Genomic DNA, 1039 nt, shown 5'->3' with positions numbered 1-1039 from the left:
CGGTGCTGTTGCTGCAATGCTGTTTGTGCATGATTAAGGGTTGCTTGTAATTGATCAGATAGAGGTACTATCTCCTGTATAAATGTTTCAAGCACCTGTTCCTGTAAATGATGTAAAAATATCTCTGCCGGTTTACGCTGCTTATAATGCAAAGCAGGCTCAATCATCTGCAACAGTGCAGTGAATAAACACTCAAAACCTGCCTCAATCATGGCCTGCTCATCCATTCCGGTTTGACGTGCCATCTGTGTCGACACCGATACAGGTTGCTTTAACAGCTGCACATCAAGCGCCATTTCTCGCAGCTTATCTTGGGCACGGGCATACACATCGGCTTCTTGAAGCGCGCGTTGTGATGGATGCTTATTACACAATACTGTGCAGATTTCTCCATCGACTTCATCTTCTTCAATCTGGTCACTACGTGTAATGATCGGAAACAAAGGCTTATGCCGTTTTAATTCCCTTGCCAGTGTATGCAGTTCCTGGACCTGACCCGGTGAGGTAGAACTACTGAGCCATAATACGCCATCGGCACTGTCAATAAAGCGCTGCGTCAATGCCGTATTTTCGGCTGTAGCAGAATGCAAACCCGGTGTATCCAACAGTACTAGTCGCTCTCCTAAGCATACGCCCTGCAATTGCGCTGTGGTTTCAGTTGCACCTTCACGCAATAGCATATCTTTATAATGAATTTGCTCATTTTGTACATAAAAATAGCGTACCACTTGGCCCTGTGTACGGAAACACTCCGCCAGAAGATTGCATAGCGAACTTTTGCCTGCATTAAATTTGCCAAATACCAATAACATGACTTTATCACCAAAGGCATCGGCTAGGGACTGAGTCGCACTTAGCTCAGTCCATTTAATTTCCCAAAGCTGAATCTGCTCTGCAATCTGTCTTTTCAGCAAAGTAATCTGCTCAGCCAAAGCAGATGTAGTCTGTAAAGCTTCCACCTTAAATTCTATGCTGGTTAATGCTATGGCGAAGTCGTTACGCCATTGCTGCATCTGGTCTAGAATGGAATGCAGATCAT

General features: G+C 44.9%; 1 protein-coding gene. It reads right to left on the bottom strand.

All coding sequences use genetic code 11. From position 1 onward, the window contains the following. Nucleotides 1-1039: dynamin family protein (locus CRO21_RS17425; protein ID WP_141398152.1), on the bottom strand; the 1039-nt coding region annotated here is incomplete at both ends.

Origin of the sequence: Acinetobacter puyangensis, assembly GCF_900096995.1 — a bacterium.
GTDB classification, from domain to species: domain Bacteria; phylum Pseudomonadota; class Gammaproteobacteria; order Pseudomonadales; family Moraxellaceae; genus Acinetobacter; species Acinetobacter puyangensis.
The sequence above is the reverse complement of the archived record's forward strand: the minus strand, read 5'-3'. Positions and strand labels throughout refer to the sequence as shown.